This window comes from Streptomyces sp. TG1A-8 (genome assembly GCF_030499535.1).
GTDB lineage: Bacteria > Actinomycetota > Actinomycetes > Streptomycetales > Streptomycetaceae > Streptomyces.
Genome location: NZ_JASTLB010000002.1, coordinates 1 through 12,753, shown reverse-complemented (window position 1 = coordinate 12,753; position 12,753 = coordinate 1). Strand labels below are relative to the sequence as shown.

The following is a 12,753-nucleotide window of genomic DNA, read 5'->3' as shown; positions in this document are numbered from 1 at the left end:
AGTACACCAGGAGGGAACCCCCGCCGTGAACAGCAACGACCCGAACTACTCTCCTCTGCGCGATGTCGCGCAGAGCCCGGAGGCAACCGCCCGGTACCTGGCCGACGTTCAGCGGGTCCTGCTGGACATCGGCAAGAACCTGGAGACCCTCGCCCTGGAGATCCGCGTGCACTGCCGCGACACCCACGTCGAGGGCGACCGGTTCTACGACGCCTGGCTGCGCGCCCAGCCCGTGGAACGGGCCCTGAAGAACGTGCTGAAGAACGTCGAGGCCGTCACCAAAGGCCTGGAAAAGAGCGCATACAAGCGCCGCGCCCACGATGAGGCGGTCGCAAATACCGCCCGAAAGCGAAAAGAAAAGGAGCTGGAAAAGAAACTGAAGAACCGCCCGCCGCTCCAGGCTGCATCCCAGAACCAGCCGAAGGGGGTTCCCGGCGGGCCGAATCCGGGTTACAGTGGTCCTGGATCGATTTACGACCTCGGCAGGGAGCGCTCGGCGTGACTCGCCCGCTCCTGAAATCCGAACTCCGCGCCCAGCGCTCCCGCGATTACCTGCTCAAGCAGCGTGCTTCTTTCATCGAGAAACACGGCGAGGATCTCGGCGCCTTCTATTTCCTGGTGATGCTGGTTCAGACGCACGGCAGAAAATGCCTCAAGCGCGGTGACACCGCCGCGCTGAGGGCGCTGGCACACGACCTGCACGCCGTCTACCTCAAGCACACCCAGTAACCGCCCGCACGCCACGCAGGGGCCGCCGCTGTCACGCGGCGGCCCCTGCGGCGTCTCCAACGCCCAGGCGCCCACACGCCCAGGCGCCCACACGCGCACACGCGTACGCGAGGCGGTCACCGCCTGTCAAGCCCTGAAGGAGGACGCGAGAGCTGTGTCAGACGACAGCGAAGGGCAACTCATCAATTTCCCCCTCGGAAGCGATGTCACAGACCAGCCCCCACAATTGCCGGACCCTGGACGTCTTTTCCCGGACGGCAGCGAAGAGTCCGCCATCCCTCCGGAGTCCCCGGAAGAAACCACTATGGAGTTGCCTCCGATTCCCGCTGCGCCCCAGCCGGAATCCGCTTTAATGTCTGGTGGGATTCCGCTCGCAGATCCCGGCGGGAGCGATGCGGAAAAAACCGAAAAGGGCAAATACGTTCAGCCTCGTTCTCTCGCGGACCGGCTTGGTGACTGGCTGGAATACCGGCTGGAAGTGGCGCGGGAGCGGCACGCCGCAGAAGCGTCCTTCCGTGAGGCGGAGATTGCGCGCAAGGTCGCGCTTTTGGAAGCCCGCACCGCGCGGGAAACCGCGATGACGGAGCAGAACGGCAAGCTCCACGCCGCGATGATGAAGGCGAAGGGCGATAAGGCGGCGGCGCGCGGCAAGACCGACGCGGCGCGGTCCGCCGGTTCCGGCCTGGGCGCCGACAAGGGCGGCCGCTCGAAGGCCGGCGGCGGGGGCGGCTCACGCGGCGGCGGCAGCTCCGGCGGTCCAGGCCGGGGCGGCACGGGAGGCGGCCGGGGCCCGGGAACGAACGGGTCCGGCGGCACCGGCACCGGTCGCGGTTCCGGGGGCGGCAACTCCCCCAAGAGCGCCGGGAAGGGCTCTGACCGCTCCGCTGGCGGCCGTGGGAGCGGCCCGAAGGGCAATGACTCCTCCGGGGGGTCGAAAGGGCGTCAGAACGGCTCTGGCGGCTCCGGGTCGGGCAAGGGCAGTTCGGGCGGCTCGGGCGGTAAGAACAGCTCGGGCAGTTCCGGGTCGGGCAAGGGCGGCTCGAAGGGTGAGGGCGGCAGGTCGAAGGACTCGCCGGCCTCCAGCCCGGCGGCTGAACGGGCCCGCGGACGCCAGGAGCGCGCCGCTGTCCGCCAGGCCGCCCGGCAGCAGCGGCGCGGCGCCGACCAGGCCGCCAACCTCGCCGACCGCAGCAAGGACCGCGCCAACCGGCAGGCGGAGCGGGAGGAACGCCGCAGGGCGAAAGCCGAGCGGAAGGCCGCGCGGAAGGCCAAGCGGGAGGCCGCCAAGGCCGCCGAAGACCGCACCACCCTGGGCGCTGCCGCGGCGGCGGAGGCTCAGCGGCGGTGGGACAAGCGCCGCGCCGAGGCAGAGGCCGCCAGGGACGCGAAGGAAGACAAGGCCGGCACCGCCACCGGCAAGGAAGACAAGGACAAGGAAGACAAGGCCAGCACCGGTAAGGACACGGGCAAGGGGGGCGCCGAGGACGGCCCTGACGCCGTCTTGGGTGCCGGAACGGACGATCCGGCATCCGACGGGCCGGGCAGGGCGGGAAAGGCCGCTGACGGAGCTCCTGGCGGCTCGAGGAAGCGGCGTCGGTCTCGGCGCCGTCGTGCCACCGGCGATGGCCGGACCAAACGGCGCGGGCGCGCCCGCCGCACCGGCCGGACCGGGCGCGGTGGCGCTGGTCGTGCCGGGCGGCGCGGCCGTACGGCGGACAGCCCGTTCGGTGCGCGGGATTCCGCCCCGACGGTGGAGTGGCCCCAGCACCCCGCCCGCCCACCGCGCCCCGCCGGTGAGGGGGAGGACGACATCGTGGACGCGGACATCGTCCCCGACGAGCCCGCGGCCGTGACCACCGGCGTCAGGGGCCTGCCGCCCGCCCCCGAACCCCACACCCAGCGTCCCGGCACCAGCCGACCCACTGCACAGGAGGATTCCGTGGCATCGGAGGTCAGCAAGACCGCGTCGGGCCAGGCCGGCATGGCGGCCCAGCACCGTACCGACATCACCTTCGGCGAGTACCTGATGGAGATCGTGACCATCGCGATCACCGCCGGCCTGGACAAGGACCGCGCCCAGGAGCTGGCCGCCGCGCTCGGCAAGGTCGCCGACGCGCTGCGGGACATGGCCACCGACCTGGTCGGCGACCACAACATCGCCACCGAGGTCGTCGACCAGATCACCGACCTGGCCGACGCCGCGGACCGCATGAAGCAGCTGGCCGAACGGTGCGCCACCGAGTGCGAGATCGCCTCCGAGGCCGCCCGGATCGCCGCCATGTCGGTCGGCCACGTCTACGGCGAGGACATCGCGGCCATGGACGACGCGGGCCTGGCCCACGCCTCCGCCGCCGCCCACCACGACTAGAAAAGGAAGGTCTGCCGATGAGCGACCTCGAGCCCACCACCACCACCGGCGGCGCCGCCGCCCGCACCGACGGCGACAACCGCTACAAGGCCGTCCAGCACAAGCTCAAGACCCTGGGCACTGCGATGGAGCTGGCGGGCAACGAGCTCGAGCAGCTGCTGCGCGGGATGCGCCTGAACGCCCAGCGCGCGGAGGGCCTGGCCGTCGACATCGCCAACGCCGAACTGGACCGCAAATTCATCGAGATGACCAACCAGGTCGCCGTCGCCCTGGGCGGCGCCGCCGTAGAAGTCCAAAAGCTCCACGCCACGGCGCAGGAGGTGTCCGGCCTGGCCACGGACGCGCGGCGTACGCACGCGCGGCTGTACGAGGCCCTGGACACCGTCCGCTCCAGCCGCCGCGAACGCACCCCCAAACCCGGCTTCTTCGCCCACTGACCCAACACCCCACCTACACCCCCCTCTTTGATGGGCGGTCCGCCACCGACGGCGGGCCGCCCATCACCGTCTTCCGACGCCGTCTTCCGAAGGGAAACACCTGTGTCCGTGCCGCGCAGCGTCGCCCTGGAGCGCACCCTCTACACCCTGGCCGCCCCGGTCCTCGCCGCGGCCCCGAACCTTATGCCTGACAGTCCCGTCAACACGGTCGTGCAGCTGGCGGGCGCCGCCGGCGTGGGGGGCTGGTTCCTGGCCTACAAGAGCGACGGGCCCGGCACGGGACGCAAGATCCTGCGCTGGTCGCCGCTGGTGTTCGCCGCCGCCGTCGACGTCGCCACCCGCCACACCCCCGGCTGGGGCCCCTACTGCCTGGACGCCCTGCTGGCGGCCGGATGGGCGGCGGCCGGCCTGCTGGTGATGCCGTTCTCCCGGCACACCCGCCGCCGTCACCGTCCCGCCCTGGCCGCCCCGGCCCCCACGCTGCAGCTGCAGCCCGCCGTCCCCGAGCCGACGCCGTCCCCGGCACAGCCGGACGACGGCGCGGACCCCTTCACCCGGCAGGTCCGCCACTTGTGGGAGAACCGCGGCATGCCCGGCCGCACGATCGTCGTCAAGGCCACCCCGCACGACGGCATGCCGCATGACCTGTCGCTGCTGCTGCGCTCCTGCGAGGCTGGACGGCCGATTTCCGGCCTCACCCAGGAGGCGGTCGCTGCCGCGTTCGGCGTGGACGTCGCTGACGTGACTGTCAAGGAGGTGGCCCGGCAGTACGGGCGTGAGGGCGGCCCCGGCTGGAAGGAGGTCGACGTCACCCCTGATGCGAACGAGCGGCGCCGCAAGGCTCCCACCGCCCGTGAGTGGTGGGCCGACCGGATCGGTGCCGCTGGCGGCCCGGTGCCCGGTTCGGAGTTCGTCAGGGAGGTCCGTGACCATGCCCGCCGGGTCACCCATTACATCGCCCAGGTCCCCGACGAGATGGGCGAGCCGCGGGTCAACCTGCACGCCCTGGCGGCCGTGCTGAAGACCAAGTACGACGAAGGCCGGCTGTTCGTCACCGTCGACGGCAACCAGATCCTCATCTCCCTGTGGGACACCAGCCCGCTGGCGCAGGTCTTCCCGGCAACCCGCGAGCTGCTGACCCCGGATGCGGACGGGCGGTGGGTGACCGGCTACCTCGGCAACGGTCAGCCCGCCCGCAACCGCGTCTACACCGACCGGGGCGCGGCCCACGGCCTGTTCGTCGCGCCCTCCGGTGGCGGCAAGACCCAGCTGATGGGCCTGCACGTGGCGGCCGACGCCCTGTTCGGGGCCGTGGTCATGCTGGCCACCGAGGCCCCGGACGAGAAGACGGCCGCGCTGGGCCGGCACACCGCCCGCTACGGCGTCGGCGCCCTCTACATGATCCGGCTCCTGCGGGCCATGGTCGCGCTCATGGAGATCCGCGGCGAGATGCCGTGGGAGGACGGCCAGGTCCACGAGTGGGACCCGACCCGGCCGGGCTGCCCCTACCGGATGCTGTCCGCCTACCTCGATGAGTTCCTGTCCGCCGCCCGCCACGGCGACTACGGCGCGGAGATCATGGACCTCGCCGAGCTGGTATCGGTCAAGGGCCGCAAGTACGGCGTCGGCCTGAAGGTGGCCGGCCAGTCCATCTACGTCCAGGACGGGTTCACGCAGCTGCTGTGCGAGAACCTGCGCGAGAACTGCATCCCCGTCGTGCTGAAGGTCGCCCCGAAGAAGGTCACCGACATGTTCCGGGCCCTCGGCATCCCCTCCGAGTACATCCCCGACCCCCTGCCCCGCTCCTTCTCCCCCGAGGAGAAGGGCCGCATCGACCGGGTGATGCGCGGCGAGCCCGAACCGCCCACCGACTCCAACACCGGCGGCGCCGGCTGGATCGTGGAAGCCAAGCAGCCCGAAGTCCTGCGCACGCTGTTCATGGACTTCAAGACCGGCATCGACGCCTACTTCCCCGACACCATCGCCACCCTCACCGACCACGAGATCCGCGAGCTGGAAGCGCGCGGGTTGTGGTTCGACTGGACCGAACCGCCCCGGCCCGGCGAATTCGGCGACGAGCCGGCCGACGGCAAGGGCAGCGGCGACGAGGACGCACCGAACAAGGGCGGCGGCAAGCACCGCGGCGGGGGCGGCAAGCCCGCGCGCCGCGACGCGATCACCTCCCCCCGCCAGGCCCTGGAAGCCATCAAGCACCTCTCCGGCGTCTGACCCACCCCACACTGCTCCACCCTCACGGGGCCCGGCCGCATCGGCCGGGCCCCGCTCACACCTGCATCCGATACCGCCCCAGCCGCCGGCGTCGAAGGCCGCCACCCCGCCCCGCCCTCTTCGACGCCCCAGGGAGATCTCGATGCCCCAGACCCACCCCGCCCCGATCACCGCAGCGCCCGCGCCGCCGACGGAACTGACCCTTGAAGAACGCCTCACCCTCATGAACGCAGTGATGACCGCGCGCCTGGACGAAGCGGCCGTCGCCTACGAGGTCAACACCGCCCACATCGACACCGAGCCCGTGGACCTGGCCGACGTCATCACCGGCCCCCTCATCACCGGCCCCCTCACCACCGGGCCCGCCCCGCTGCCGGAGCTGTACCCGACCCCGGTCGCCGCGCTCCTGCAGCGCGCCCACCACCGACTGCTCACCGGCGGCTGGTGCTCCGGCGCCCTGGTCGACGAGAACGGCGCCCGCTGCATGCTCGGAGCCATCCGGGCAGAGGCCCGCGGCGACAGCGGCCTGGAAGCCAGCGCCGCCGCCGTGCTCCTGGACGCGATCCGCCGACGCTTCGGCGACAACGTGGACTCCGTGCCGTCCTTCAACGACGCACACAGCACGGGCCGTGTCCCGCTCCGCATGCTCGACCAGGCCGCCCACCTCGCCGACGCCTGCGGCCTCTAACCCCCTGCTCCGGACCACCTGCCTCGCACCCGAACCCCTCGCGGTCGGGTGCGGGCCAGGCCGCCCGGCCTGCACACCACACTCCCGCCGCGCTCACTACACCCAGGAGGTCCCTGCGTGTTAGCCACCCTCATCACCGCCGCCCTCGCCATCACCGGCACCCTGGCAGGCGCAATCGTCTCCGGCCGCTTCCAGGAACGCGCCGCCGAACGACAGGCGCGCATCGCCCACGGCGAGTCGGTCCGCCGGGACCGGCTGGAGGCCGTCACCACGCTGGCCTGTGCCGCATCCGACCACCGCCGGGCGATGTGGATGCGCGGCGACGCCCTCCTCAAGGGCGCCGGCCCCGAGCAGGTCGAGGCGCTGCGCGCTGAGAGTCACCTGACGCGCAGCGCGATCACCCGCCCCCTGGTCGCGCTGCGCGTCCTCATCGAGGACCAGGCCGTGCGCGCCGCGGCTGACGCGATGGTCACGCTGACGTACGCGATGCGCGACGCATCCGCCACCACCGACGACCTGGCCGCCGCCCGGGAAGCCGCGAAGGCCGCTCACGACCATTTCGTGACCGCCGCCGCCCGCTACCTGAGCCCGGCCGTCTCCCGGGGAGCACTGTGAACACGACCCCGAGCCGGCCGCGCGCCCTCCAGGGGTTACCCGAGTACGACTGGCGCACCGCTCCGGCGGACAGGAGCCGGCCGCGATCCTGCGGTGCCGGGCGTGCGCGACGCGCCCGCAGCGCACCTGTACCCGCCCCGCCTACCTCTACCGGCGCGACCTCGCCCTGCCGATCCGGCCCATGACCCTGGCCAAGGAAGCCGCCCTCGACAAGGCCATGGCAGCTCGGACCACCTGCCCGGCATGCCTGCGCCGCTACCACCACTGCCTGCCCTTGCGCACCCTGGGTTCCTGCTTGGAGTGCTTCGACGGAACCCCGGCCGACCCCGCCACCTACACCGCCCCGCCCGCTCACGCCCTGGCCGCGTAAGCGCACGAAAGGACCGTCTCTAAATGACCACCTCGGCCACTGACCAGAGCACGGGCAAGAACCTCGATGACGCCTGCGCTGCGGTCGCCAGCGAGATCGCCCGCACGGACGGCAAGGCATCTTTACTGCTCGCCTTCATCGGTGCTGTCCTGGCCGGCCTGGCCTCCCTCGCCGGCCGCCACCTGCCCGCCCCGGCCTACGTGGCCGGCGCCCTCGCCGTCGCCGCCCTCACTGCCGCTGCCGTGCTGCTGCTCCTGGTCGTCCGGCCCCACCTCGGCGGCCACGACCGCGCCAGCTTCCCCTACTGGGCCCAGCTCACCGAGGCAGAAATCAGCGCGTGCATGACCGGCGACACCCGCGCCGCCCGCATCCGCGTCCTGTCCGGCATTGCCGTCGTCAAGTTCCGCCAGTTGCGCCGCGCGGTGGACTGCACCCTGACCGCGCTCGGCTTCCTCGTCCTGGCCGCGCTCAGCGCCCTGCTGTAGCCGGGCCCCGGGACGGTCGGCGCATCGGCTCATGGGACAACCGCCCCGGGCACTGGACGCCCCCGTCACGGGGCGCCAGCACTTCCAGCATGCCTGACCACCCAACCCCACGGCCCGGCCCCGCAGGCACCTGCGGGGCCGGGCCTTTTTGCGTTTCCACGGCCGCTACAGAGCGGCGCGTACCCGGATCCAGTGATGCAGTGACTGTGCCTCATCAGAGAGTGCCTGGATGAGGAGGTCCGCAGCGCGCTCCGGACTGATCCCGGCATGCTGGGCTTCAGCTACAAGCCAGGCACTCAGCCGTTTGACGTGTTCCGCACCCAAGACCCACTGGTCGCCGGCCAGGGGACGTCCCTCGTCTGAGTGCTCGGTGCCGCTCATTCCAAAATTTTGGAATGAGTCGTCTCCGCCGTGCGCGACGACCCTTCCCGAGACCGGCTCTACTGAGCCTTTCTCGGCATGTTCTGTGCGCTCAGCAGGAACGGAAAGCTTGCGACGCTTAACAGACGGCAGCTGCTGGGGGGCGAACAGGCCGTCCAGCTCTGGCGTGGACCCCTTCAGCAGGTAGTCAGCAAGGTTGGCTACCACCTGAGCGGTCACCCGGCGCCCGGTCTCCATGCCATGGCGACGCAACTCGGCGTACCAGTGTGCGACCGCTTCACAGCCCTGCGCTTCAGCCGCGTCGATCAAGGCGCGAACGTGTGAGTCAGGGGCCGGCCGCTCACAGGTGGCGCTTATCTGTGCCGCCAACCGCCATTCCTTGATCTCCAGGTAGGCAGCGGACTCGCTGATACCGTCCCACTCGTCGTTCAGGTACTCCTGCCGCGTGCGCTGCCCATCCTCGCCCCGGTAGAGACGCCGCCGGAACGCGGCCTCCAGCGCCTTGCCCCGCATCCACTTCGCGGCCTGGTGGTGGTCGCGCGCGGCATGGATGCGCTCCAGGTCCCGCTGCTCCCGGGCATCGAGAGGGCCGGTACGGTCGAGGTCCTGCGGGTCGGGGATCAGCTCGGGGACGAAAGCCCGCGCCCGGTCCTGCTTGCTCAGGTCGCGCCTCATGCTCCTGCTCCCGCCCGGGGCAGGTGCCCCCGCTCGGTCAGCTCGGTGACCAGCGCGTCATACGGCTTCTTGCGCTCGGGCTTGTCGCAGGGGAAGCCCACCGCAGACGCGATGCCCTCCCGGCGCGGGATCTGCGTGGACAGCACCGACCACTTCGGATCGGTGCCCTCCACGCCCCCGTTCCGCAGCAGATCCGCGTACTTCTTCGGGCTGGCCGCCCCGGCCTGGCAGCGGTTGAGCAGCACGTAGGTTGTCGGCGGCTTCCCGCTCTCGCGCAGGGCAGCGGACCGCTTGATCACCTTGGCAAGCGGCGTGCCCCGCTCGGGCTTGGTCAGCCGCTCGTAGTCCGGGTTCGTGGGCGAGAGCGTCAGGATCACGAGATCAACGACCTCAAGGATGGAGTCCACGATGTCCGGGTGGTTCTCGGCGTGCCCGGCATCGACCAGGTTGACCCGCTCGTGGTCCATCTCCGGATAGACGACCTCGGCGAACGCCGGGGTGTCCGCCACGTGTACCTCGCACGGGAAGTCGCCGGCCTCCCGCGCCCACGCCGCCAGTTGCAGCGACTCGTCAGCGTCGTAGCAGGTGACCGGATGGCCAGCCCGCGCCAGGGCATAGGCCAGAAGCCCTGTATTGGTCGTACCGCCCATAGTCCTCGGCTTGAGGCTGGCAATCAGCATGCGCGCCACCTTAGTACCTACTTCTGTACCGCTTAGTCGGCCCTGAGCGCGGCCACCTGCTCCCGCCATGTCGGCCCGTTCAAGGTCAGCGATCCATCGCGCGGACAGCTTCCCCGCAGTGCTGAAGTGCCTCAGAAGAGTTCCGATTTATGAAACCCCCGCAGGTCATCCCATGTGGGGCTCGGCCATCCAGCCGGGCCCTTCCGTCTCCATCCGCGCCCGCTACGCCTGCACGTGCGCCGCCCACTCCAGCCCGAGACCGGCCAGCCGCTTCAACTGCTCCTCGCTGAGCTTCGCCCGCCGAGTCTTGGTATTCGCCAAAAACACCCCCAGCTTTACCGACGTCCCGTCCGGCAAAATCTCCACGTGCGCACGGCTGACGGGCCCGACAGAGCCCGTGCGCTGCCGGTACTGGGCCAGTGCCGCACAGCCCCGCTCAAAGCCCGCAGACGCGCCCCCAGAGCCCCTAGCGGACGCCTTCGACTCCGGGGGCAGAGGCGTAACCCCCAGGTCCACCAGCCGCTCACGCTGCCCGGCCGCCAGTCCCTCCCACACCACGTGCTCGCGCTGACGCTGAAGCCACCGGCCCACGTCCTCCCCTTGGGCGGTCACCCCCGGCACGATCTCGCTCACCTCGGCACCCATCGCCACCAGCCGCGCCACACCCGCATACTGGCGCTGCCAGTCCACCGGCCACTCCGGCCGCCAGTCCGGATCGATCGCGGCCAACTGCTCCGCCCGCCGCCGCGCCCGGCCCGGGTCCTTACCCAACCCGCCGGCCTTCCGGCAATTCGCCAACCACTGCCCCACCGGCTTATCCAGCGCGGACGCGGTCACCGGAGCGGCCAGCGTCCCCCACGCCGCGTAGTAGGCGCGCGCCGCCGCCAGATTCTCCTCCCACGCCACCTCCGCCGGCTCCCACACCATCCCCAGCGCGTCCAGGTCCGCCGCCCGCTGTGCTGCCAGCGTCCCGGCCTGCATGCCGCGCCGCTGATCGGCCAGCCACCGCCCCAGCGGGAAGGAGTGCCCGTTCGCCATCATCTCCCGGTGCTCATACGGCACCGCCAAATGCCCCGCCCGCTCCCGGTACGCGACCGCGGCCCGGTGCCCCGCCAGCCAGTTGGCGTGCTCCGGCTCCAGCACGTTGTACTGCACCAGCCGCGCCACCAAAGCAGGATCCCGATGCGTCCCGAACCGCAACAGGATGCGCCCCTCGTCCTCGCCCTCGGCCGGCTCCTCCCCCAGGAACGACACCCCCCTCTCCGTACGCGACGTATTTTCCTGCGGAACCGCCAGCATTTCCACGGCCCGCTCATCATGCGCCCGAAGCCCGGAAAGCACCTTCACCAACGGCCGGTAAGAAGCCGAATAAGGCATATCCGCCTCAGTCTCATCCGGCCCCAGGAAAATAGGCACAATCAGCGTCGCCAACTTTCCCTGATTCGGTTTCTGCCTGAGCGCCCGCCCGATCGCCTGCACAATATCGACCGCCGATCCCTTCGGATCAATCAGCGCAACAGAATCCACCGACGGCACATCAACACCCTCACCCAAGACACGGCAATTCGAAAGCACCGCCCGCCCCGACCGGGTACCGAAAGCCCGCAACCGGTCCGACCGCACATCCGCACCGTGCTCGCCCGAAAGCCAGTCCGTCCACACCGACTCCGGATACCGCACCGGATCCTCCGCATGCAGCCGCGCCACCACCCGCGAAAGCCCCTCCGAAAAAGCCCGCGCCTCAACCGTGCGGTGGTGGAACGTAATGCACCGCGACAACCCATGCGTGGCCATCGTCTCCATAAGCGCCGCCTGGAGCACCGCCAGCCGCTCACCGCGCACCGACTCCTCAGTCCGCTGCACCCCATACAGCCGCTCAGGCGTCAAGCTCTCGTCACGCAACTCGACCACCACCACCTGATACCGCGCAAGCAGCCCCCGCGCGATGGCCTCCGACAAGTCCAGCTCATACAGCACCGGCCCAAAAATGGACTCATCATCCATCGAACAGGCCATCTCCTCCGGCAGCGGATTGAACGCAGCGGCCGGCACCTCCTCCCCCCGACGCCACCGCCGCGCCGGCCGCTCCATCCAGATCCGCGGAGTCGCCGTCATGTACAGCCGGCGCATCGCAGGAATCTGCTCCTGGTCGTGCACAGCCGCCCACGCCTTCCCCAGCGACCCACTAGTCCGGTGCGCCTCATCCACCAAAATCAGGTCCCACACGTCCATCGGAAGGCCGTACTCGCCCTCGTGCGCCTCAATCAGCACCGGCAGCGACGCATACGTTGCGTATACCGTCACCGGCCCCCGCCCGTGCCACAAAGACAATTGCGGCGCACTCGTCGTGCACCGAACCCCCAAAGAGAAAAGCCCCGGGTCATCCTCCAGCGAGCACACGGCGACCGCCGACCCAGAATGCCCGAAAGCCCGCCACTCCTTAACCGTCTGCGCCAGCAGTGCCAGCGTCGGCACCAGCACCAAAACCCGCCCCTCCGGCGCAATCCGTTTCACCGCCGCCGCACCGATGAAGGTTTTACCGGTACCGCACGCGCTCACCACCGTGCCGCGCAGTCCCTCCGGCGGGATTCGCTTCCCGGGCGGGATATCCAGACCCGCTACGATGGCGTCAACTGCCTCGATCTGATGCGGGCGGAGCGGGAATCGGTCCGTCATGGCACATGTCTCCGTTTCAGAGAGCAAGGGGAAAGGATCTGTTCGTGATGCTACCCGATGCATCAACATGATGTACGGCCCGAGGAAATGACACGTCAGTTTGGCTGACACTGCTCGATCGGCATGCTGCGATGTGCTACGGTCGATGTTGTTGGCGGGTGTTCGGCCCGCGCATCTGGCCGGTGGTCGAGGATTCGTCGTTGACGGTTGGTCAGGTGATGGCCGGTCATGTGGGGGAGGGGTCGACCGGCCGGGGGGTTCGGTGTGGTGCCTGTCTCGGCTCCCGGGTAGGGGGTGTTGAGTGGTTCGTGATCCTACCTGGTGGGAGAGTTGATGCCGCCGCCAGGTGCTGCGTACTTTGATACATGGCAGTGGTTTAACCTTAGCAATACGTAACTGAACGAAGTAGGTTAACATAAC

Annotated in this window: 12 protein-coding genes; 9 read left to right on the top strand and 3 right to left on the bottom strand. The window is 70.1% G+C overall.

All coding sequences use genetic code 11. The annotated features are described in order from the left end of the window. The first annotated feature begins 25 nt into the window (after window positions 1-25). From QQY24_RS31870 to QQY24_RS31830, 9 genes are all read left to right on the top strand, one after another. Window positions 26-502: a hypothetical protein gene (locus QQY24_RS31870; protein ID WP_301976448.1), complete on the top strand. Its 477-nt coding sequence runs from the start codon at window positions 26-28 to the stop codon at window positions 500-502. Further along, entirely contained in the window at window positions 499-729 is a 231-nt protein-coding gene (locus tag QQY24_RS31865; protein WP_301976447.1) for a carbohydrate ABC transporter, read from the top strand. The genes QQY24_RS31870 and QQY24_RS31865 overlap by 4 nt, the downstream gene beginning before the upstream one ends. A 154-nt stretch (window positions 730-883) precedes the next feature. Continuing rightward, window positions 884-3,097 (top strand): ATP/GTP-binding protein, encoded by a 2,214-nt coding sequence (locus QQY24_RS31860; RefSeq protein WP_301976446.1) that lies wholly within the window; start codon window positions 884-886, stop codon window positions 3,095-3,097. Window positions 3,098-3,114: 17 nt separating this feature from the next. Continuing rightward, complete coding sequence (locus QQY24_RS31855) at window positions 3,115-3,534, top strand: conjugal transfer protein TraB (RefSeq protein ID WP_301976445.1); 420 nt, start codon at window positions 3,115-3,117, stop codon at window positions 3,532-3,534. Between the two features lie 102 nt (window positions 3,535-3,636). After that, window positions 3,637-5,763 (top strand): chromosome segregation protein ParM, encoded by a 2,127-nt coding sequence (locus tag QQY24_RS31850; RefSeq protein ID WP_301976444.1) that lies wholly within the window; start codon window positions 3,637-3,639, stop codon window positions 5,761-5,763. A gap of 142 nt (window positions 5,764-5,905) precedes the next feature. After that, a complete protein-coding gene (locus tag QQY24_RS31845) occupies window positions 5,906-6,451 on the top strand; it encodes a hypothetical protein (protein WP_301976443.1) in 546 nt (181 codons plus the stop codon). Between the two features lie 117 nt (window positions 6,452-6,568). Then, complete coding sequence (locus QQY24_RS31840; RefSeq protein WP_301976442.1) at window positions 6,569-7,066, top strand: hypothetical protein; 498 nt, start codon at window positions 6,569-6,571, stop codon at window positions 7,064-7,066. Between the two features lie 49 nt (window positions 7,067-7,115). Further along, the gene (locus QQY24_RS31835; RefSeq protein ID WP_301976465.1) at window positions 7,116-7,436 is read left to right on the top strand and encodes an RRQRL motif-containing zinc-binding protein; all 321 of its coding nucleotides are present in this window, start codon (window positions 7,116-7,118) and stop codon (window positions 7,434-7,436) included. Between the two features lie 23 nt (window positions 7,437-7,459). Further along, a complete protein-coding gene (locus QQY24_RS31830) occupies window positions 7,460-7,921 on the top strand; it encodes a Pycsar system effector family protein (protein WP_301976441.1) in 462 nt (153 codons plus the stop codon). Between the two features lie 165 nt (window positions 7,922-8,086). On the opposite strand, the gene QQY24_RS31825 is transcribed toward QQY24_RS31830, so the two are convergent. The 3 genes from QQY24_RS31825 to QQY24_RS31815 all read right to left on the bottom strand — a co-directional run bounded on the left by QQY24_RS31825 (window position 8,087) and on the right by QQY24_RS31815 (window position 12,333). Continuing rightward, the gene (locus QQY24_RS31825) at window positions 8,087-8,977 is read right to left on the bottom strand and encodes a hypothetical protein (RefSeq protein WP_301976440.1); all 891 of its coding nucleotides are present in this window, start codon (window positions 8,975-8,977) and stop codon (window positions 8,087-8,089) included. Beyond that, window positions 8,974-9,657, bottom strand: coding sequence for a plasmid partition protein (locus tag QQY24_RS31820; protein WP_301976439.1), 684 nt, complete (start codon window positions 9,655-9,657; stop codon window positions 8,974-8,976). The genes QQY24_RS31825 and QQY24_RS31820 overlap by 4 nt, the downstream gene beginning before the upstream one ends. A gap of 222 nt (window positions 9,658-9,879) precedes the next feature. After that, complete coding sequence (locus QQY24_RS31815; RefSeq protein ID WP_301976438.1) at window positions 9,880-12,333, bottom strand: DEAD/DEAH box helicase; 2,454 nt, start codon at window positions 12,331-12,333, stop codon at window positions 9,880-9,882. Between the last annotated feature and the right edge of the window lie 420 nt (window positions 12,334-12,753).

Coding starts and splice junctions, on each gene's coding strand:
- QQY24_RS31855 (WP_301976445.1), top strand. CDS start 3,115: ATGAGCGACCTCGAGCCCACCACCACCACCGGCGGCGCCGCCGCCCGC.
- QQY24_RS31845 (WP_301976443.1), top strand. CDS start 5,906: ATGCCCCAGACCCACCCCGCCCCGATCACCGCAGCGCCCGCGCCGCCG.
- QQY24_RS31830 (WP_301976441.1), top strand. CDS start 7,460: ATGACCACCTCGGCCACTGACCAGAGCACGGGCAAGAACCTCGATGAC.
- QQY24_RS31825 (WP_301976440.1), bottom strand. CDS start 8,977: ATGAGGCGCGACCTGAGCAAGCAGGACCGGGCGCGGGCTTTCGTCCCC.
- QQY24_RS31820 (WP_301976439.1), bottom strand. CDS start 9,657: ATGCTGATTGCCAGCCTCAAGCCGAGGACTATGGGCGGTACGACCAAT.
- QQY24_RS31815 (WP_301976438.1), bottom strand. CDS start 12,333: ATGACGGACCGATTCCCGCTCCGCCCGCATCAGATCGAGGCAGTTGAC.